Origin of the sequence: Pseudomonas sp. OG7 (genome assembly GCF_014192825.1) — a bacterium.
GTDB classification, from domain to species: domain Bacteria; phylum Pseudomonadota; class Gammaproteobacteria; order Pseudomonadales; family Pseudomonadaceae; genus Aquipseudomonas; species Aquipseudomonas monteilii.
In genome coordinates this window covers 69,359-87,432 of record NZ_JACHYK010000005.1, presented here as the reverse complement: position 1 = coordinate 87,432, position 18,074 = coordinate 69,359, and the positions used below count along the sequence as shown (strand labels likewise).

Annotated in this window: 16 protein-coding genes, 1 tRNA gene and 1 pseudogene; 6 read left to right on the top strand and 12 right to left on the bottom strand. The window is 61.9% G+C overall.

All coding sequences use genetic code 11. From position 1 onward, the window contains the following. Positions 1-132 precede the first annotated feature (132 nt). On the top strand, positions 133-750 hold the full coding sequence (locus FHW75_RS13575; RefSeq protein WP_016711965.1) for a LysE family transporter: 618 nt from the start codon (positions 133-135) through the stop codon (positions 748-750). A gap of 78 nt (positions 751-828) precedes the next feature. Here FHW75_RS13575 and FHW75_RS13570 read toward each other — a convergent pair whose 3' ends face one another. From FHW75_RS13570 to FHW75_RS13560, 3 genes are read right to left on the bottom strand one after another with little or no spacing between them, the layout of a single operon-like run. Next, the gene (locus FHW75_RS13570) at positions 829-2,037 is read right to left on the bottom strand and encodes a hypothetical protein (protein ID WP_159266562.1); all 1,209 of its coding nucleotides are present in this window, start codon (positions 2,035-2,037) and stop codon (positions 829-831) included. Between the two features lie 10 nt (positions 2,038-2,047). Continuing rightward, positions 2,048-3,934 carry a hypothetical protein gene (locus FHW75_RS13565; RefSeq protein WP_183673883.1) on the bottom strand — a complete coding sequence of 629 codons (1,887 nt, stop codon included), beginning with the start codon at positions 3,932-3,934 and terminating at the stop codon, positions 2,048-2,050. An 8-nt stretch (positions 3,935-3,942) separates the two neighbouring features. Then, positions 3,943-4,803 (bottom strand): SH3 domain-containing protein, encoded by an 861-nt coding sequence (locus FHW75_RS13560; protein ID WP_016711968.1) that lies wholly within the window; start codon positions 4,801-4,803, stop codon positions 3,943-3,945. Positions 4,804-5,160: 357 nt separating this feature from the next. Here FHW75_RS13560 and FHW75_RS13555 point away from each other — a divergent pair. Continuing rightward, positions 5,161-5,340, top strand: a pseudogene (locus tag FHW75_RS13555) (DUF3077 domain-containing protein); the annotation flags it as partial. A 76-nt stretch (positions 5,341-5,416) separates the two neighbouring features. Here the strand turns inward: FHW75_RS13555 and FHW75_RS13550 are convergent. The 5 genes from FHW75_RS13550 to dapA all read right to left on the bottom strand — a co-directional run bounded on the left by FHW75_RS13550 (position 5,417) and on the right by dapA (position 9,122). Continuing rightward, positions 5,417-5,506, bottom strand: a tRNA-Ser gene (locus FHW75_RS13550). A 91-nt stretch (positions 5,507-5,597) separates the two neighbouring features. Beyond that, the gene (gene purC, locus FHW75_RS13545; RefSeq protein WP_011535129.1) at positions 5,598-6,308 is read right to left on the bottom strand and encodes a phosphoribosylaminoimidazolesuccinocarboxamide synthase; all 711 of its coding nucleotides are present in this window, start codon (positions 6,306-6,308) and stop codon (positions 5,598-5,600) included. 30 nt (positions 6,309-6,338) lie between these two features. Next, positions 6,339-7,097 carry an MBL fold metallo-hydrolase gene (locus tag FHW75_RS13540; RefSeq protein ID WP_019098480.1) on the bottom strand — a complete coding sequence of 253 codons (759 nt, stop codon included), beginning with the start codon at positions 7,095-7,097 and terminating at the stop codon, positions 6,339-6,341. Next, the gene (bamC, locus tag FHW75_RS13535) at positions 7,098-8,219 is read right to left on the bottom strand and encodes an outer membrane protein assembly factor BamC (protein WP_016711979.1); all 1,122 of its coding nucleotides are present in this window, start codon (positions 8,217-8,219) and stop codon (positions 7,098-7,100) included. Between the two features lie 15 nt (positions 8,220-8,234). Beyond that, positions 8,235-9,122 carry a 4-hydroxy-tetrahydrodipicolinate synthase gene (gene dapA / locus FHW75_RS13530; protein ID WP_019098479.1) on the bottom strand — a complete coding sequence of 296 codons (888 nt, stop codon included), beginning with the start codon at positions 9,120-9,122 and terminating at the stop codon, positions 8,235-8,237. A gap of 259 nt (positions 9,123-9,381) precedes the next feature. Here dapA and FHW75_RS13525 point away from each other — a divergent pair, with 259 nt between their 5' ends. Both FHW75_RS13525 and FHW75_RS13520 read left to right on the top strand, forming a co-directional pair. Beyond that, positions 9,382-9,942: a glycine cleavage system protein R gene (locus FHW75_RS13525; protein ID WP_003254741.1), complete on the top strand. Its 561-nt coding sequence runs from the start codon at positions 9,382-9,384 to the stop codon at positions 9,940-9,942. 10 nt (positions 9,943-9,952) lie between these two features. Beyond that, complete coding sequence (locus FHW75_RS13520; protein ID WP_016711981.1) at positions 9,953-10,426, top strand: peroxiredoxin; 474 nt, start codon at positions 9,953-9,955, stop codon at positions 10,424-10,426. Between the two features lie 34 nt (positions 10,427-10,460). Here the strand turns inward: FHW75_RS13520 and FHW75_RS13515 are convergent, their stop codons facing one another. Both FHW75_RS13515 and FHW75_RS13510 read right to left on the bottom strand, forming a co-directional pair. Then, entirely contained in the window at positions 10,461-11,531 is a 1,071-nt protein-coding gene (locus FHW75_RS13515) for an AI-2E family transporter (protein ID WP_183673881.1), read from the bottom strand. A gap of 20 nt (positions 11,532-11,551) precedes the next feature. Next, a complete protein-coding gene (locus FHW75_RS13510) occupies positions 11,552-11,791 on the bottom strand; it encodes a sulfurtransferase TusA family protein (RefSeq protein ID WP_008097503.1) in 240 nt (79 codons plus the stop codon). Positions 11,792-11,912: 121 nt separating this feature from the next. Between FHW75_RS13510 and FHW75_RS13505 the strand changes: the two genes are divergently transcribed. Next, complete coding sequence (locus FHW75_RS13505; RefSeq protein ID WP_016711983.1) at positions 11,913-13,349, top strand: M48 family metalloprotease; 1,437 nt, start codon at positions 11,913-11,915, stop codon at positions 13,347-13,349. 108 nt (positions 13,350-13,457) lie between these two features. Here FHW75_RS13505 and nadA read toward each other — a convergent pair whose 3' ends face one another. Together nadA and FHW75_RS13495 are read right to left on the bottom strand one after the other, a co-directional pair. Then, complete coding sequence (nadA, locus tag FHW75_RS13500; RefSeq protein WP_016711984.1) at positions 13,458-14,516, bottom strand: quinolinate synthase NadA; 1,059 nt, start codon at positions 14,514-14,516, stop codon at positions 13,458-13,460. A 215-nt stretch (positions 14,517-14,731) separates the two neighbouring features. Continuing rightward, positions 14,732-16,240 carry a YdgA family protein gene (locus FHW75_RS13495; RefSeq protein ID WP_183673880.1) on the bottom strand — a complete coding sequence of 503 codons (1,509 nt, stop codon included), beginning with the start codon at positions 16,238-16,240 and terminating at the stop codon, positions 14,732-14,734. Between the two features lie 441 nt (positions 16,241-16,681). On the opposite strand from FHW75_RS13495, the gene FHW75_RS13490 reads away from it, so the two are divergent. Then, a complete protein-coding gene (locus FHW75_RS13490; protein WP_025753911.1) occupies positions 16,682-18,034 on the top strand; it encodes an APC family permease in 1,353 nt (450 codons plus the stop codon). The last annotated feature ends 40 nt before the right edge of the window (positions 18,035-18,074 follow it).

Below are 18,074 nucleotides of genomic sequence, written 5' to 3'. Positions count from 1 at the left end.
CAGAAAACAGGCATTGGATCCAAGTCGTGCTTGGCAATGATGGATTGCGAATGTGCAACAACAGGTTGTAAAGCACGCTGTTGGCGACGATAGTCATGACTCTGCCTTTGCATTGCTCTACAGGAGTTCACCATGCTCGGCGTCACCGACTACGGCGCATTCGTCATCGCCTTCATCATTCTTCTGGCCATCCCGGGCCCGGGCAATTTTGCCCTGATCACTGCCACCGGCAAGGGCGGCATCAAGGCAGGCCTGGCCGCGACCTGTGGGGTGATCGTCGGTGACCAAGTCCTGTTGTGGCTAGCGGTAGCTGGCGTCGCCACCTTGCTGGCCACCTACCCTGCGGCCTTCCACATCGTGCAATGGGCCGGCGCCGCGTACCTCGCCTACCTGGGCCTACGCATGCTGTTGAGCAAACCGGGTGACGCGCCGCGCACCAGCCGCATGGACAACGGCCAATACCTGCGCCAGACCATGCTGATCACCCTGCTCAACCCCAAGGCGATCATGTTCTACATGGCGTTCTTCCCATTATTCATCGACCCGGTGAAGCATCAGGGGTTGGTGACGTTCGGCTTCATGGCGGCAACGGTGGCGGTGATCACGTTCCTGTACGGGTTGATCGCCGTGGTGCTGACCCACCGGCTGGCCGAACGCATGCGCGCCAACCCGCGCATTACCAATATGTTCGAGCGGCTGGCCGGGGCTTGCCTGGTAGGGTTCGGCATCAAGCTGGCGGCGATGCGCTGAAACCTCTGATTCGCAGAATTGAAAAAGCCCCCGGCAACTCATCGTTGCCGGGGGCTTTGTTTATCAGCGATCAACCGGTCAATTGGTTTCCAGCTCATACGCCTTGCTCACGAACAACGCCGCAAACAGGCTCTTGCCTTCCTTGAAGGTGTAGTGCTCTTCAAACTTGCCATCCTCGACCAGCTTCTGCCCGATGGCACATTCCGAGTCGCTGTGGTTCTTGCCCTTGGCACCGAAATCACTGCTCCACGTCGACAACCCGACCTGTTCACAGAAGGCGGCAAACTTCGCCTTCGGAACATTCTGCTGGTAGTCGCTGTAAGCCTCTTTCAGCGGTTTGAAGCCGCTGTAGCTCACGCTGTAGTTCTCCACCTTGGCCTTGCGTGCAAAACCACTCACCGCCTCGGCCAGTACAGCCTGACCGGTGTACGTGCTGTAGGCCCCGATCAGCATGGCGCTCAACGCACTCTTGAGCTGGGTTTCGACATCGTCGAGCTCCGGCAGCGACTGGAACTCGGCCTTGCGCACGATCTCACCCACCTTGGAGCCATCGTTACGGTGGGTCACGACGAACGCCATCGAGCCCTCGCCGTCACTGGAGCGCTTGAGGGTGAAGTCCACGTCTACCGTGGTGCCGAATTCCCCCGTGCTACTGACCAAAAACGCGCCGGTCATTGGCTGACGCACAACCATGTTACTACCCCAGTCGAAGTTCGACTGGGTGGCCCGGCCATTGGCGGCCAGTTCGGCACGCGGCTGGATCTCGTCGCTGACATCAGACACCAGCACCACTTCAGCGCCCTTGCTGGCAACGAAAGGGTTGCCCATCTGCATCCCAAGCAGCTGGATGTGGATCGTGCCGTCCTTGCTGTCACCATCGTGCGCCAGCTTCAGCGCATCGGCCTTCAGGTAGACGCCTGCAACATTGCCGCTGGCGTTGAGTTGGTACTTGGCCCAACCGGCCAGGCCTTCCTCCGCCGAGCTACCGCGAACCGACTCCATCAGGCCCGACAGGCCACGCATGAATTGCTGGGCACCGTTGGTCTGCGCGGCCGCCACGCGGATCTCGGGGTCGGCGACAGTCAGGTTGCCAGAGAACGCCGAGTAGGAAATATCACCTTCAGACAGCACGTCCTCAAGGAAGTAGCGCTCCTTGAAGTCGTCGTAGTAGGCCATCGCAGCCTTCTTGCCCGAGCTGGACAGCATCGCGTAACCACCGCCGAGCACCAGCACCGCTGCGGCCACACCGCCAATCAGCAGCTGCTTCTTGTTCATCTGTTTGATCATGGTGTTTGCCTCACTGGACCATGGCGGAAGCGTTGTTCCAGTCGTTCACGTACTTTTGGGAGACCTCGGGGGTCCAGCTGAAATCGATACCGGCGTTAGGGAATTCCTTGGCCAGCACGGCGCCGAACGACACGAGGTCCGCACACTTGTCCTGTTTGCATGCCTGGGGCTCGCCCGCGTTATAGGCACGGTATGTGGGCACCGCGCGGCCATCGTCCAGCGGGTAGTACGGCGTGGCGTTGGCCACTTGCGCCACGTACCAGCCTTCGCTGTACTCCTCGTCCGCCACCAGGCGGCCCTTGCTCGGGAAGTCGATGGCGTAGAAATCGCCCTGCTTGCCGGTGACGTGGACCATCATCGGCACCACGCGGGCCGAAGTTGCCGGGTTTTGCTGTTCCAGCGGCGAAGCGAAGCGCACCTTGATGCCGGCCATTTGCGCCAGGGCTTCGGTTTCGCGCCCTTTGAACTCGCTCATGCCGTCTTGCAACTGCTGGTAACGCTCCAGTACGCGGGTGTGGACGCTGGCCAGTTCCTGTTGACGCCGGCGCGCCTCACGCACGCGCTGCTCCTCACGCTGAACCGCCCAGTTCGCGCCATCGCGCACATCGAAGAACAGGCCTTGGCGATTGATGCCGATGCGGTTGCGGGTGATCTTCTGCGCGTCGTTGCCCCACATGTTGTTCGTGATCGCCGAAATGTCTTTGACGATGAGCAGGTCGGCCACGTCGGTGGTGGTCGGCGAGGTGGTCTTGATCAGGTCAAAGATTTCCAGCGCAGCTTCCTTGTACTTGGCTGCGTCCAGAGCGAACGACTCGTCCGGGGTTACTGCCACGTAGTAAGGGTCGCTGCCGAATGGACGGAGCACGCCGTAGCTGCCACGGGTGAAGGCCAGGTACACCTTCATCTGCCGGCTGGGGATCTCGCCCACCAGGAATGCGGCCTGGCCAGCGTCTGCCGTGAGGTAGGAAACGGCCTTGTCCTTGACCGCAGGCTCGTAGACCTTGTTGAAAATCAGGCCGCTCGGGTGCACGTATACGCGGCTCCAGTTATCCCCACGGTAGGTGCCCACGGCCTTCCAGCTGATTTTTTCGAAGTTGCCTTCGCCAAAACCGGACGCCGGGCACGGCATGGCCGGGGTGGTGCCGAACGACAGGGTGTCACCGTTGCTGATGATCTCGCGGCTGAGTACCCATTTGCAGCCAGAACCGTCCGTTACCTGCATCAGGTTGCGGTTTTCCAGGACCACGGCGCGACCGAAATCCGAGGTGGGGGCTGCGGCTACTGCGGCTACTGCGGCGGCAGGGGCTGCGACGGGCGGAGCGGCAGGCGCTGCGGCGGGGGTTTCGGCTGCTGGTGCTGGTGCGGGCTCTGCGGCAACGGCTGGAGCTGGCACTGCAGCAGGGGCTGCTTCTACTTTCGCAGGTGTCGATTCGACTACCGCAGGAGCTGGCTCAGGCGCTGGGGCTGGAGCAACAGCCGCCGGGGCTTCTGCCGGTGCAGGTGCCGGGGCTGGCGCAGACGGAGCGGGTGCCGGAACAGCAGCGACAGCGGCAGGCGCGGCGGCCAGGGTCACCAGGCCCAGGTTGCTGGCATTGCCCGAACCGCTGGCGTAGAGGTTGCCTTTGGCGTCCACGGCTTTCCAGCTCACCTTGGCGGTCGAGCAGTCCTTGGCGAACACGAACGGCAGCTTGGTCAGCAAGCCCGATAGCAGCTCCTGGTTGTCCCAGGCCGGACGGGTGATGGTCAGCTCGACCTCGGGTTTGCACCAGGTGGTGGCGTCCCCAGGTACTTCGACCTTGATGTTTTCTTTCTTCGAGAAGGCCAGCTCATGGGCGAACGCCTGCGGTACCAGACCACAAGCGCCGATCACAGCCAGCGCGAGCGCGTGCTTTTTCATGGAGTTCCTCAGATCAGTTCCCAGGTGCCGTTGGCTTGTTTGCAGAAGGTGTTCTGCTCTTGCTCGGTCTTGCCGCTTTGCGACTTCAGGTTGACCGTGACCGGGCGGCAGGCCGCTTCGGCAGCGACGGTTTCGGTCGGCAGCGACTGCACCGAGTCCAGGTCGAAGCCTTGGGTTTCCTTGCTGGCGGCTACGTCCAGTTCGTCCAGGTTCACTGCCGGCGTTACGCGCTTGGCAACTGCCTGCGCCTTCGGTTCGACGTAGTTCTTGTGCACATAGCCAACAGTCACGCCCTTGCGGCCGACCAGGATCCAGTCACCCGTGGAGCCGACGGCGGTGAACTCGGTGTGGTTCTTCAGGCTGCCGACTTTTTCACCGTTCTGGTTAGGCGCGGCACGCACGTTCAGGTTGTCGCTGATGGTCACGTAGGGTTCGTTGATCAGCTTCATCGACGGCACCGCCTGAATCTTCGGCGCGCGCTTGACCTCGACCTTCTTGGTCTGGGTGTATTCCTTGCCCGGCACGATCTGCGCGGTGGCGCCCGAGTGGTCGGATGTCCAGGTCACCGGCTGGGCGCTGGCGGTAGTCTGCTGTTGGCTCAACACTTCCTGGGTGCGCAGCGCCAGGGCCTGCTGGTCCTTTTCATCCAGCATGTGGCCAATGCGGTTGCCCACGTAGGCACCGATGCCACCTGCAATCAGGGCAGCGGCGATCTTGCCGTTGCCGCTGCCCATGGTCGAGCCGATGGCCACACCGGCCAGGCCACCGATCACGGTGCCCGCTTGCTCTTTGCTGATCCCGAGCTGTGCACAGGCCGTGGTAGAGGCGATGGCAACCGCCAAGAGGGACGCGACGAATTTCTTACGCAAGTGGAGCACTCCATTTTCGGTGGGGCGCACAGCCGCGTACCGCAGCCAGGGTCTGGCGGCAGCATTCGACGTTGTGCGGGGATTTCAGAGAGGGTGCAGCACTGGCTGCAGACGACAATTCAGCCGTCCAGCGAAGGGCATAGAGGGAGACCAGTACGGCGCGAAGCATCCAACGAATCCATGTCAGAAAAAGGTCATCGCCCAGCGCGTAATCATTACGGCGTTTGGTCTGGGCGTGAAAGGCGTATTAGAGGAGCGCATTGTAGCGCAAGGTGACATTGGCAGTTCAAGACAAAATGTTGCGAAAAACGGCTCTACAACAGGCCTGCTTCGCAGACCATCGCCGGCAAGCCAGCGCCCGACATCCCCTGCCAGGACGCTCGTAAACAGGCATCCGAACCGATGGGCTACGTCCGCGACCTGATCATCACCGGCTTGATGGACGACGACCGGAAACTGATCTGGGCTTCGCATTACCTCAGCGCGATGGCCAAGGCGCTGCTGGATGATGCTGAATTGGGGATGATGAAAAAATGAGCGGCGATATGCCGATTCTCGATGGTCCAGAACGAAAAAGCCCCGCAGATCTAAATCTGCGGGGCTTCTCGATGTATGGCGGAGAGATAGGGATTTGAACCCTAGGTACTGTTGCCAGTACAACGGATTTCGAATCCGTCCCGTTCGACCACTCCGGCATCTCTCCAATGCCGCGCATCTTACCAGCGTTTTTTAAAAACGCAAACATTTTTTTCAAAAAAATCGCGTGGTATCAGGCGCTTGCGTGAACGCGCCGCTTACAGCGGCACGCCCAGGCGCTTGGCAACTTCTTCGTAGGCTTCGATCACGTCGCCCAGGCCCTGGCGGAAGCGGTCCTTGTCCATCTTCTTGCGGGTTTCTTTGTCCCACAGGCGGCAACCGTCCGGGCTGAACTCGTCGCCCAGCACGATCTGGCCGTGGAATACGCCGAACTCCAGCTTGAAGTCGACCAGCAGCAGGCCGGCGTCATCGAACAGCTTGCTCAGCACTTCGTTGACTTTCAGCGACAGCTTTTTCATTTCCACCAGCTGCTCGGCGGTGCCCCAGCCGAACGCGACAACGTGGGATTCGTTGATGAAGGGGTCGCCCTTCTCATCGTTCTTCAGGAACAGCTCGAAGGTGGACGGCTCCAGCTTGATGCCCTCCTCCACGCCCAGGCGCTTGACCAGGCTGCCGGCGGCGTAGTTACGCACTACGCATTCGACCGGGATCATGTCCAGCTTCTTCACCAGGCACTCGTTGTCGCCCAGCAGCTTGTCGAACTGGGTCGGCACGCCGGCTTCTTCCAGCTTCTGCATGATGAAGGCGTTGAACTTGTTGTTCACCATGCCTTTGCGGTCGAGTTGTTCGATGCGCTTGCCGTCGAACGCCGAGGTGTCGTTACGGAACAGCAGGATCAAGCGGTCGGCGTCGTCGGTCTTGTAAACCGATTTGGCCTTGCCGCGGTAGAGTTCGTCGCGTTTTTCCATGATTGGGCTCCGCTTGCTTGAGGTGTTGGGCTAGGCGATTTCGCGCCAGTCGAGCCCGTGTTCCTGATTCGCCACCTGGAGCCAGTCCGGGTCGCACCCAAGGGTGTCGACGAAGCACTGGCGAGCCAAGTGTGGCAGGTTGTTCTTGCTGCTGAGGTGGGCCAGCACCAGGTGTTGCAGGTTGTTCCAGCCCAACTCGTGCACCAGGCGCGCGGCCTGGTGATTGTTCAAATGCCCTTGCATGCCCCCTACCCGCTGCTTCAAGAAGGCCGGGTAGTGACCGCGTGCCAGCAGGTCGCGGCAGTGGTTGGCCTCGATCAACAATGCATCCAGGCCCTGGTAACGCTCCAGCAACAGCGCGTCATAAGAGCCCAGGTCGGTCAGCATACCGAAGCGCCGCTGGCCATCGCTGATCACGTATTGCAACGGCTCGTAGGCATCGTGCTCGACCCGCGCGGCGGTCACTTCCAGGCTGCCGATACGCAGGCTTTGGCCACAAGCGAGAAAACCGGCCACCTCCACCGGCTTGCGCATGCCGCGCAACGTGCCTTGGCTGAGGTAGACCGGTACATTGTAGCGCCGCGACAGCAAGCCCACCCCATGCACGTGGTCGGCATGTTCGTGGGTCACCAGCACCGCACTGAGCTGAGCCGCCGATACACCGAGCAGCGCCAGGCGCCGCTCGGTTTCGCGCAGGGAAAAGCCGCAATCGACCAGGATGAACGTGTCACCACTGGCGATCAGCGTGCCGTTCCCTTGGCTGCCGCTTCCGAGTACCGCGAAGCGCACTTAGCCCAGGTGGTCCTGAATGGCGCTCAGCACGCGGCGGGCGACATCGGCCGGGGCAACGGTGTTGATGTTTTTCTCGACCGTGACCTGCACGCTATCACCCACCTTGCTCAGGCGAACCTGGTAGCGCTCGGCACGGGCTTCACGCTCTTCCTTGGTCGGCTCGCTGCCGAACATCCGGCCGAAGAAGCCAGGCTGGTTCTGCTTGTCGTCCGGTTTTTCCGACAGGTTGATGTAGTACAGGCCCAGGCTGCGGTTGATGTCTTCAACACGCCACTCGCCACCCTGCTCCAGGGCACGGCCTACGCCAGACCAGGCACGGTCCAGGTCGGAACCCAGGTACAGCACCGGGTTGCCGCTGCCGTCTTCGCTCAGGCTGACACGGCTTGGCGCGTCGAAATCGCGCGCGGCCAACAGCGATACCGAACCGCCTTTCTCGGCGCTGCGGTTCATGCTGGCGAGCATTTCGTCGACCAGCAGGGCATCGGCACCCGTGTTGCTGGAGGTGGACGGGAAGTCAGGCTCGGCGGTGCTGCCGGCCGGGCGCTCGACGCTGACCACATACACCTCGGAGGTGTTGCGCTGCACGCCCGGCTCCATGCGGACACGCACGCGCACTTCGCTGTCACCGCTGCTGGCGGTGCTCGCCAGGCGCTGGCCAAGCGATGCCGACAGCTCGTCGAAACGCTGCCAGGTGGTGTTGAACTCACCGGTCTGCGGGCGCTCCTCAGCGATGCGGAAGCCATTGTCCTCGAAGAACTGGCGAGCCACCGGCCACACTTCGGCTGGCGAGTGCTGGGCCAGCACCCAACGGCTGCTGCCGCTGCGTTGCAGGCTGTAGTCGGTGACCTGGGCGGCACCGCCGGTCAGGGGTTGCGGGCGCGGCACTTCGAACTCGCCCGTGACGTGATCGTCGGCGACGTTACGCGGAATGGGCAGCAGCGGGTCAAGGCGTTTGACGTTGCTGGCGTCCGGCGGCAGCTGCATCGGCGCAGTCGGGTGCGCCTGCAGGTAGTCGCTGCCGCGGTCGCGGAAATAGCCATCCTCGCCCCACAGCCAGCCACACCCACTGGTGCTGGAGATAATCAGGGCAAGGGCGGAAAGACCAGCCAGTCGCTTCATGCGGTGTACTTCCTCTTAAACCAGTACGCCGGACTGGCGCAAGGCAGTACGGACTTTTTCGTGGCAGCCTTCGCTTAGCCAGGTCAGTGGCAGGCGAATGCCCTTTTGCATCAGGCCCATTTCGACGAGCGCCCACTTCACCGGGATCGGGTTGGCTTCGCAGAACAGGTCTTTGTGCAGCGGCATGAGTTTTTCGTTGATCGCGCGGGCCTTCTCGGCATTGCCCTCAAGGGCGGCCTCGCACAGATCGGCCATTTCACGCGGGGCGACGTTGGCGGTAACAGAAATGTTGCCCTTGCCGCCCATCAGGATCAGCTCGACGGCAGTCGGGTCATCGCCGGACAGGACGATGAAGTCCTTGCTGACGCCATCGAGGATGGCCTTGGCGCGGACCAGGTCGCCGGTGGCTTCCTTGATGCCGATGATGTTCGGCACGGTCGACAGGCGGATCACGGTCTCGGCCTGCATGTCGCAGGAGGTGCGGCCGGGTACGTTGTAGAGGATCTGCGGAATGTCGACGGCTTCGGCAATGTGCTTGAAGTGCTGGTACAGGCCTTCTTGCGTCGGCTTGTTGTAGTACGGCACTACCAGCAGGCAGGCATCGGCACCGGCGCTCTTGGCGTTCTGGGTCAGGTGCACGGCTTCGGCAGTGGCGTTGGCACCGGTACCGGCAATGACCGGAACGCGGCGGCTGCTGCGTTTGACGCGCTCGACCACGTGCTTGATGACCAGGATGTGTTCTTCGACATCCAGCGTGGCGGACTCACCCGTGGTGCCTACAGCGACGATCGCATGGGTGCCGTTTTCCAGGTGGAAGTCTACAAGTTTGTCGAGGCTGCCCCAGTCCACACGCCCTTGTGCATCCATGGGTGTGACCAATGCCACCATACTGCCCGCAATCATGTAACTGCTCCTGCCGGAAAAAGAGAGCCGTAATGGTACTGGGGGCATCGGCCTTGCACAAGCGAAGCAGGCAGGCGGAGCATTCCCCTCGGCGCCTTATTTCGCTACCCTTGATCCTTTGATCGGTGCAGCGCGGCCCGCCGGGCCGTCGACCTTGCTCCCCGCCAGCGTCCACGACCTCGCATGCGAGCCCCGGGCCCTGCCGACAGGAGGCTTTCGCCCGTCCTGTACCGACCGCTCATCGCTTTAGGAATGCTGCATGTCCACCCCCACCGTCCGCGAACAATTCCTTGTCATCAGTGCCTTGGGCCCGAACCCCATGGAACTGGCCAACGTCCTCAGCCGCGCCGCTTTCGAAAACCGCTGCGCGGTGGTCACCTCGCGCCTGAGTCGCCACGGCGAGACCAGCGCCCTGGTGCTGCAAGTGGGCGGCAGCTGGGACGCCCTGGCGCGCCTGGAGTCCACCCTGCCGGGCCTGGGCAAAAAACATGGCCTGACCCTGGACGTGGTGCGCAGCGCCGACCAGGAAGTGCGCCCGCAGGCTCTGCCGTACGTGGCCTACGTCAGCGCCGCCTACCGCCCGGACATCATCAACGAGCTGTGCCAGTTCTTCCTCGACCACCGCGTCGAGCTGGAAGCCATGACCTGCGACACCTACCTGGCTCCGCAAACCGGCAGCAGCATGCTCAACGCCCAGTTCACCGTGATTCTGCCGGCCGGTACGCAAATCAGCTGGTTGCGTGACCAGTTCCTGGACTTTGCCGATGCCCTGAACCTGGATGCGCTGATCGAACCTTGGCGCCCACAGAACCCCATGTAAGGAAACCACCATGGCTGTAGCACTCGACCAACCTGTTGCGGACTTTCAGGCCCAGGCCACCAGCGGGCAAACCGTCAGCCTGGCCGAACTCAAGGGCCAGCAAGTGGTGGTGTACTTCTACCCGAAGGACAGCACGCCGGGCTGCACCACCGAAGGCCAGGGGTTCCGCGACCAGCATGACGCCTTTGCCGCCGCCAACACCGTGGTGTTCGGCGTGTCGCGCGATGGCATCAAGTCGCACGAGAACTTCAAGGCCAAGCAAGGCTTCCCGTTCGAGCTGATCAGCGACAAGGACGAAGCCCTGTGCCAGCTGTTCGACGTGATCAAGCTGAAGAAGCTGTACGGCAAGGAATACATGGGCGTTGACCGCAGCACCTTCCTGATCGACAAGAAGGGTGTACTGCGCCAGGAATGGCGTGGGGTGAAGGTGCCAGGGCACGTGGATGCCGTATTGGCAGCAGCCCAAGCGCTGAACAAGGCTTGAGATCGTTTGGGGCCGCAAAGCGGCCCCAATCAGATCAAAGCATCGGTGAAACGCTAGGCTCCTGCCGCGGCCAGGCATCCAGCACGGCCTTGATCAGGGTCGCCAGCGGGATGGCGAAGAAAATCCCCCAGACCCCCCACAACCCGCCAAACAGCAGTACCGCGCAAATGATCGCCACCGGGTGCAGGCTCACCGCCTCGGAGAACAGCAACGGTACCAGCACGTTGCCATCCAGCGCCTGGATGATCGCGTACACCGTCATCAGGTAGATGAACTGGTCGCCCCAGCCCCACTGGAACAGCGCAATCAGCGTCACCGGCACCGTCACCACCACCGCCCCCACGTAGGGCACTACCACTGACAGCCCCACCAGCAGCGCCAGCAGTGCAGCGTAGTTGAGCCCCAGGCTGATGAAGGCGATGTAGGTGGCAATGCCACAAATCAGAATTTCGATGCCCTTGCCACGGATGTAGTTGGCGATCTGCCGGTTCATCTCGCTGCCCACCCGGTTCAGCAGGGTGCGCTGGCGCGGCAGATAGCCACTCACCCAGCGCCCGATCAGTTCGCGGTCCTTGAGGAAGAAGAACACCAGGATCGGCACCAGCACCAGGTAGATCATGGCATTGACCAGCAACGGCAGGCTCGACAGCGAGAAGGTCAGCGCCCACTGGCCAAACTTGCCGATTTCGCCACGTACCGACTCGATGGCATGCAGCACCTGCTCGTCCGACACCAGGTGCGGGTAGCGCTCGGGCAGCAGCAAAAGCAGCGACTGCCACTTACCGAGCATGCCCGGCAGCTCGTTGAACAGGGTAATAAGCTGGTGCCACAGCAGCGGCACCAGCACCAGCATGAACAGCGCCAGCGCACCCATGAACAGGGCGAACACCAACATTACCGCCAGCCGCGTCGGTACCCGCACACGCTCCAGGGCGTTGACCAGGCCCTGCATCAAGAACGCCAGCACCATACCCGCCAGCACGGGCGCGAGCATGCCGCCCAAGGTAAGAACAGCCGTGAAAGCCAGAAACAGAAGGACCGCCAGCACCACTGCTTCTTCATCGGAGAAGTAGCGCTGCATCCAGTCGCGAAGCACTTTGAACATTGACGATCCTTGGTAAAGACTCAGGCCTTGCGCAGCCAGTAAGTGTAGGTGCCGGCCTCGGCCGTTTCACGCAGCAGGGTATGACCGGCCAACTGGGCGAAAGTGCGGAAGTCACGCTGCGACCCGGCATCCGTGGCGATCACCTTGAGTACCGCGCCACTGGCAAGGCGATTGAGCTCCATCTTGGCTTTGAGCAGCGGCAAAGGGCAATTCAGCCCGCTGGCGTCCAGTTCGGCATCGCAGGTAAGGGTGTCACTCATCGCAGGGTCTCCAAAGGCGTTGCCAGACTGCTTGCTGACAGGGTCGGCTAGGATAGCGCCACTGGTCGCCAACGTGTGAGCCCGCTACAGTAGGTATCTTTGACCGACGCGAGCTTCATGCATGAATCTACTGCGCCCTACCCTGCTGACGCTGGCCTGCCTGATGGCCCTTCCCGGCCATGCTGACGACCTGCCATCACTGGGTGACGCCAGTTCCGCGATCGTTTCGCCGCAACAGGAGCACCAGCTGGGCCGCGCCTGGCTAAGCCTGCTGCGTGGCCAGGTCAACCAGCTGAACGACCCACAGCTCAAGGACTATGTCGAAACCAGCGTCTACAAACTGGCCGAAACCAGCCAGCTGCAGGACCGGCGCCTGGAATTCATCCTGATCGACAGCCGCGAGCTGAACGCCTTTGCCGCCCCGGGTGGCATTGTCGGGGTCAACGGCGGGCTGTTCCTCAACGCCCAGACCGAAGGCGAGTACGCCTCGGTACTGGCGCACGAACTGGCGCACTTGTCGCAGCGCCACTTCGCCCGAGGCGTCGAGGCGCAGCAGCGCATGCAGCTGCCGATGATGGCGGCGTTGCTGGCCGGTATCGTGCTGGCCGCCGGTGGCGCCGGCGATGCGGGCATCGGCATGATTGCCGGTACCCAGGCGGCGGCGATCCAGGAACAGCGCCGGTTCTCACGCCAGAACGAACAGGAAGCCGACCGTATCGGTATCCAGAACCTGGAAAAGGCTGGCTACGACCCGCGCAACATGCCGACCATGTTCGAGCGCCTGGCACGCCAGTATCGCTATGACGCCAAGCCGCCTGAATTCCTGCTGACCCACCCTGTGACCGAATCCCGTATCGCCGATACCCGCAACCGGGCCGACCAGGCGCCCAAGGGCGGCATTGAAGACAGCATGCGCTACCAGCTGATTCGCGCCCGGGTGGCGCTGACCTACGAAGGCACACCAGGGCTTGCCGCCAAGCGCTTCCGTGCCCAGCTGGACGAAGACCCGAAACTGGACGCCGCGCGTTACGGCCTGGCCTTGGCTCAGATCAAAGGCGGGCAGCTGAACGAAGCGCGTGAAATGCTCAAGCCGCTACTGGCCAAGGCACCCAACGACATCACCTACAACCTGGCGCAGATCGACCTGGACATCACCAACAACCGCCTGGCCGACGCCCAGCAGCGGGCCGAACGGATGCAGGGGCTGTATCCGGGCAACTACCCGCTGAAACAGGTCCGCGCCGATTTGCTGGTGAAGCAGAACAAGCCTGCCGAAGCGGAGAAGGTGCTCAACGAACTGGTCAAGAGCCGGCCGGATGACCCGGACGTGTGGTATGACATGGCTGAAGTGCGGGGCTTGTCGGGCAATACCATTGGCCTGCACCGCGCACGGGCCGAGTATTTCACCCTGGTGGGGGACTTTGACCAAGCGATCCAGCAATTGGATTACGCCAAGCGCCGGTCGGGCAGCAACTTCCCGCTGGCCTCGCAGATTGACCAGCGCCAGCGCGAGATCATGGAGCAGCAGCGCATGGTGCGGGAAATGATGGGGCGCTGAGGGCCATTCGCGGGCACGCCCGCGCCCACAGGGATCGCACCGCCTGCGAGCGCTGCGCTGTATCTGTGGGAGCGGGCGAGCCCGCGAAGAAGACGACGCGGTCTGTCGTCAGGCGTTACCGGACAGTTTCAGCCTTGCAGCCTGGGTAAAGTCCAGCATCCGGTTCAGCGGCTTGATCGCCTTGGGCACCAGCGCCGGGTCGACGAAAATCTCATCACCGCCATTACGCAAGCAGTGCAGCACGCGCTCCAGGGTATTCATCGCCATCCACGGGCAGTGCGCGCAGCTGCGGCAGGCCGCGCCATTGCCGGCAGTAGGCGCTTCGACGAATTCCTTGTCCGGGCACAGCTGCTGCATCTTGTAGAAGATGCCGCGATCGGTGGCGACGATGAAGGTCTTGTTCGGCAGGGTCTGCGCTGCCTTGATCAGCTGGCTGGTAGAACCCACCGCGTCGGCCAGTTCGATGACCGCTTCCGGCGACTCAGGGTGCACCAGGATCGCTGCGTCCGGGTACAGTGCCTTCATGTCGGCCAGCTGGCGCGATTTGAATTCTTCGTGAACGATGCAGGCACCGTCCCACAGCAACATGTCGGCACCGGTCTGCTTCTGGATGTAACGGCCCAGGTGCTGGTCCGGCCCCCAGATGATGGTCTCGCCGTTATCCATCAGGCTTTCGACGATTTCCAGCGCGCAGCTTGAAGTCACTACCCAATCGGCACGGGCCTTTACGGCAGCGGACGTGTTGGCGTAAACCACCACGGTGCGTTCAGGGTGCTGGTCGCAGAACGCAGAAAACTCTTCGACCGGGCAACCCAGGTCGAGCGAGCAGGTCGCCTCCAGGGTCGGCATCAGCACGCGCTTTTCCGGGGTGAGGATTTTTGCCGTTTCGCCCATGAAACGCACGCCAGCCACGATCACGGTCTCGGCCGGATGGTTCTTGCCGAAGCGGGCCATTTCCAGCGAGTCGGACACGCAGCCGCCGGTTTCTTCAGCCAGCGCCTGGATGACCGGGTCGCAGTAATAGTGGGCAACCAGCACTGCGTTCTGGGCCTTGAGCTCGGCAGCGATGGCCGCACGGTATTCGGCCTCCTGCTCGGCTGTCAGCGGGTTGGGCTGCTTGGCGTCGAGGTGGGCCTGAACCAACAGGCGTTCGGAAATCTGGGTCATGATCGCTGGACCTGCAGGCGCGCGTGCGCGTCAAATCGAGTGTATCACCCGGCCCTGACAGATCGGCTAAGGGCGCCGGACGGCATACTGCCCGCCACGGCCCTCTGCGGGCACGGATTATTATCGGAGGCCGAAGGCTACAGACAATCCAGCGATTACTAAAGTGGTTTTTGTGTTGCCTGTGCCGGCGACAGGGCCAGCACAGGCAGAACCAATCAACCCTGCGGCGACAACGCGGCCAGGTGCGCCGCCATCAGCATGGCGAACTCTTCCACGGTCATTTTCCTGCCGTTGAAGTCAACCATGCCATCGGCATAGTGCAGGCTGCTCACCACATCATTACCTTCGACAGTCGCCATGCCACTCTGCAGCGCCATCATGCCAACCATCTCCCCGGCCTGGCTGGACTGCATGGCAATCGCCTGAGCGTCAGTCTGACCATCCAGCAGCGCCTGCAAGGTCGCCAGGTCACCCATCATCGACTTGGACAACGACAGCTTGCTCTTCACCTCGGTGATCATCTGCTTGCTCAACTGGTCCGGCGGCAGGTCGAAGCTGGACGGGGCGGCAAAGTCCATCGACAGGTTGAAGCGGCTCTCGCCATTGGCGGTCTTGAACGACAGATTTTCAATCGCCACCTTGGGCCTGGCGGCGAGCAGCTTCTGCAGATCACCCTGGAAACGGGCCTTCTCGGCGTCGTCCATCTGGATTTGCGGCACCGGCTGGCCGGCGGCGGCGGCGGCCTCGAACTCCGCCAGATGCGCCTGGTACCACTTCGACAATGCCTGCAGTGCCGGTGCATTGACCGAAGTAATGCTCACCGCCATCTGTGCCTTACCCACTGCACGGCCATCCCAGGTGATGTCGCCAACCTTGTACTCCACGCGACCGCCCACGGTATCCGGACCATCAAGGGTTTGCAGGGCATTTTGCTCGAAGCCCTTGATCAGCATTACCTGCTGTTTGGGCCCCAGGGTGACCTTGGTTTCAGCCAGCGCCAGGTCGGCATTACCGACATAGATGGCGTCGTGCGCGGTGGCTGCCAGGTTACCGCCAAGCTTCAGGCCTTTGAGCTCGAACGTGGCAGGCGGCTGGTCGTCATGCACCAGTTTCATCACGAAACGATCGGCCTGGCCGTGGAATTTCGAAGCCTTGCCTTCCTTGTCGCCACTGACCTCCAGCTGCATGCCCGAGAAGTCGAGGCTGTTGCCATCCGCTTCGTCGAACTTGACCGGCGCCAGCCGAACCTGGCTGACCACATTACCGCCGTAGCCCAGGCTGGTTTGGGCGCTGACGGGCGCCTGCTCACCCGCTGCGGCAAACCACGGTGCGGTGGCTTCGTCCTTTTGCAAACTACTGTTGCTGACCGCCAGCACCGGCATCAGCTTGAACGCCTTGACCCGTGACCAGGGGAACGGGCCGTGCTCGATCTGGTCGGTCACGCCCACGTCGAAACTCAACACCTCGCCGTCACCCACGTTGATGTCGCGTGCTTTCAGGCGGTACTGGGCGGTACTGCTGAAGAAATGCTGCTCCAGCGACACCCGCTCGATGCTCATGCTGCCACCGGTGGTCACCAGGGCTTTCTTCAGCTCGGCGTTGCTGCGGGCAAGGGCATTGTCCAGCTCGGCCGGCAGCTGCTTGCCGGTGTACCAGGCGCCAGCGGTGGTTGCAACGGCAATGGCGATAGCCAGGCCGAAAAGGATGCCAACTGATTTCTTCATGAATAGAACCGAATGCTGTCCGTAAGGGCTTGTTGGGCGACCAAAGGCCACGCAGCGAAGATTACCACTGCAACAGGTACACAGGCGGGTGCGGATCGAGAAATGGCATTTTTTGGAAGCGTCTGACACCCAGCCCATGGACGATGCCCAATCGTTAATTTTTACGAACATTCAAATTGATCATAACCGCAAAAAACCGCGCAAAAACCGAACAAAACAGCCTTTAAATCGATAAATGTTTCAATTCAGTAACATCTTGTCATGTTTAACTTGACACCCACCTACCCATCGTTTTTTATTTTCACCACTTTGCGCGCCCCCCCGCGCCTTCCGCCGCTCCAACATAAAAGGTGAACAACATGGAGCCCACCCGCTCGCCCTTGCCGCATGCGCAATACACCGTGCCCGCCGTTTACGCCCAGCAGCAGGAGCCATGCCAGCATGCAGCATGACCACAGCGCTACCGGCAACGGCCAACTTCGCAAAACCCTGCGTCTCTGGCATGTGATCATCATCGGCCTGGCCTACCTGACACCGATGACCGTGTTCGACACCTTCGGCATCGTCAGCGGGATTACCGCCGGCCACGTACCCAGCGCCTACATCCTGGCGCTGGCCGGCATCCTGTTCACCGCCGTGAGCTATGGCACCCTGGTAAAGCGCTTCCCGCAGTCAGGCTCGGCCTACACCTACACCCAACGCGCCATCAACCCGCATGTAGGCTTTCTGGTCGGCTGGTCGTCGCTGCTGGATTACCTGCTGCTGCCGATGGTCAACGCGTTGCTGGCCAAGCTTTACCTCTCGGCCATGTTCCCGGAAGTACCAGAGTGGATGTGGGTGGCCGGCTTCGTCACCCTGATCAGCCTGATCAACATGCGCAGCGTGAACCTGGTGGCGCACTTCAACCTGTTGTTCGTGGGCGTGCAGGTAGCGATCATCGCGGTGTTCATCTACCTGTGCGTGCGCGGCCTGGACCACGGTGAAGGGCTAGGTACCGCCTGGAGCCTGGTCCCCTTCGGCGACAGCCAGACCCAGTTCAGCGCCCTGGCCGCTGGCGCGACCATCCTGTGCTTCTCGTTCCTGGGCTTTGACGCGGTTACCTGCCTGTCCGAGGAAACCCGCGATCCGAGCAAGACCATCCCACGTGCCATTTTCCTCACTGCGCTGATCGGCGGCGTGGTGTTCATCACCGTGTCGTACTTCATCCAGGCTTATTTCCCGACCATGGCGCGCTTCCACGACCATGAAGCGGCCCTGCCGGAAATCGCCCTGTACGTGGGTGGCAAACTGTTCCAGTCGATTTTCATCGCCTGTACCGTGATCAACACCATCGCCTCTGGCCTGGCCTCGCAAACCAGCGTGTCGCGCCTGCTGTACGTGATGGGCCGCGACAACGTGATCCCGGCCAGCGTCTTCGCCCGCCTGCATTCACGCTACAAGACGCCCGTGCTGAACATTGCGGTAGTGGGGCTGATTTCGCTGTCGGCAATCTTCTTCGACCTGGTGACCGCCACCTCGATCATCAACTTCGGCGCCCTGGTCGCGTTCAGCTTCGTCAACCTGTCGGTGATCAACCACTGCTACCTGCGCGAAGGCAACCGCAAAGGCCTGGCCAACCAGCTGAAATACCTGGTACTGCCGACCGTCGGCTTCTGCATCATCGTCTCGCTGTGGCTGGACCTGAATGCGCATTCGCTGATGTTTGGCGGCATCTGGGCTGCGCTCGGGCTGTTCTACCTGGGCTGGCTGACCAAAGCCTTCCGGTCGGCACCGCCCAACTACGTCGCCGAATGACCCACGCTGCCAACAACGCCCGCGCCTGACCGCGGGCGTT

What these genes read in the sequence shown, in the direction of transcription:
- FHW75_RS13575 (WP_016711965.1), top strand. Translation starts at nt 133, where the DNA reads ATGCTCGGCGTCACCGACTACGGCGCATTCGTCATCGCCTTCATCATT.
- FHW75_RS13570 (WP_159266562.1), bottom strand. Translation starts at nt 2,037, where the DNA reads ATGATCAAACAGATGAACAAGAAGCAGCTGCTGATTGGCGGTGTGGCC.
- FHW75_RS13565 (WP_183673883.1), bottom strand. Translation starts at nt 3,934, where the DNA reads ATGAAAAAGCACGCGCTCGCGCTGGCTGTGATCGGCGCTTGTGGTCTG.
- purC (WP_011535129.1), bottom strand. Translation starts at nt 6,308, where the DNA reads ATGGAAAAACGCGACGAACTCTACCGCGGCAAGGCCAAATCGGTTTAC.
- bamC (WP_016711979.1), bottom strand. Translation starts at nt 8,219, where the DNA reads ATGAAGCGACTGGCTGGTCTTTCCGCCCTTGCCCTGATTATCTCCAGC.
- dapA (WP_019098479.1), bottom strand. Translation starts at nt 9,122, where the DNA reads ATGATTGCGGGCAGTATGGTGGCATTGGTCACACCCATGGATGCACAA.
- FHW75_RS13525 (WP_003254741.1), top strand. Translation starts at nt 9,382, where the DNA reads ATGTCCACCCCCACCGTCCGCGAACAATTCCTTGTCATCAGTGCCTTG.
- FHW75_RS13520 (WP_016711981.1), top strand. Translation starts at nt 9,953, where the DNA reads ATGGCTGTAGCACTCGACCAACCTGTTGCGGACTTTCAGGCCCAGGCC.
- FHW75_RS13515 (WP_183673881.1), bottom strand. Translation starts at nt 11,531, where the DNA reads ATGTTCAAAGTGCTTCGCGACTGGATGCAGCGCTACTTCTCCGATGAA.
- FHW75_RS13510 (WP_008097503.1), bottom strand. Translation starts at nt 11,791, where the DNA reads ATGAGTGACACCCTTACCTGCGATGCCGAACTGGACGCCAGCGGGCTG.
- FHW75_RS13505 (WP_016711983.1), top strand. Translation starts at nt 11,913, where the DNA reads ATGAATCTACTGCGCCCTACCCTGCTGACGCTGGCCTGCCTGATGGCC.
- nadA (WP_016711984.1), bottom strand. Translation starts at nt 14,516, where the DNA reads ATGACCCAGATTTCCGAACGCCTGTTGGTTCAGGCCCACCTCGACGCC.
- FHW75_RS13495 (WP_183673880.1), bottom strand. Translation starts at nt 16,240, where the DNA reads ATGAAGAAATCAGTTGGCATCCTTTTCGGCCTGGCTATCGCCATTGCC.
- FHW75_RS13490 (WP_025753911.1), top strand. Translation starts at nt 16,682, where the DNA reads ATGCAGCATGACCACAGCGCTACCGGCAACGGCCAACTTCGCAAAACC.